The 798-nt window shown below is 47.2% G+C and carries 1 protein-coding gene; it reads left to right on the forward strand.

All coding sequences use genetic code 11. From position 1 onward, the window contains the following. Positions 1–798 (forward strand): IS256 family transposase (locus TW77_RS22475; RefSeq protein WP_046007207.1); only part of this gene is annotated, 798 nt, incomplete at both ends.

A 798-nucleotide genomic window follows, 5' to 3' on the forward strand; every position in this document is an offset into this window, starting at 1 on the left:
ATCTATTTCCAACGGTACTATTAATGCCGTTACAGACAAGCTACTGCCTGAGCTCCAGGCTTGGCGTGAACGTGATTTGGAAGCCATATATCCCATTGTTTGGCTTGACGCCATTCACTACAAGATCAAAGAAAACGGACGTTATGTCAGTAAAGCCATCTACACCATTTTGGCTCTCAACATCGAAGGTAAAAAGGAGCTTTTGGGCCTCTATCTCTCAGACCAGGAAGGTGCCCATCACTGGCTAAGCGTGTTGACCGACCTTAATAATCGAGGCGTTAAAGATATCCTGATTGCCTGCGTGGATGGCCTCAAAGGCTTCCCTGAAGCCATTGAAACCATCTATCCGAACACAGAGATCCAACACTGTATCATTCACCAGATCCGTAACTCACTCAAATACGTGGCATCCAAAAACCAAAAGGCTTTCATGGCGGATCTCAAATGCGTTTATAAGGCTGCAACCCTGAATGCTGCTGAAATCGCGCTGGACGAACTGGAAGCCAAGTGGGGTGAAAAATACCCTTTGGTCATCAAATCATGGCGCTGTAAATGGCCGACACTCAGCGCTTACTTCAAGTACCCGGATTACGTAAGAACGCCTATCTACACGACAAATGCCGTGGAGGCTGTACATCGCCAGTTCCGAAAACTGACCAAAACTAAGGGCGGTTTTGCCAATGAAAACAGCTTACTAAAGCTACTCTATGCCGGTATACTTAAAGCTCAAGAGCGCTGGACGCATCCTATCCAGAACTGGAATCTCACGCTGTCGCAGATGGCTATCCACTTTCCAGG

The organism is Pseudoalteromonas rubra, from assembly GCF_000967655.1.
Taxonomy (GTDB): domain Bacteria; phylum Pseudomonadota; class Gammaproteobacteria; order Enterobacterales; family Alteromonadaceae; genus Pseudoalteromonas; species Pseudoalteromonas rubra_A.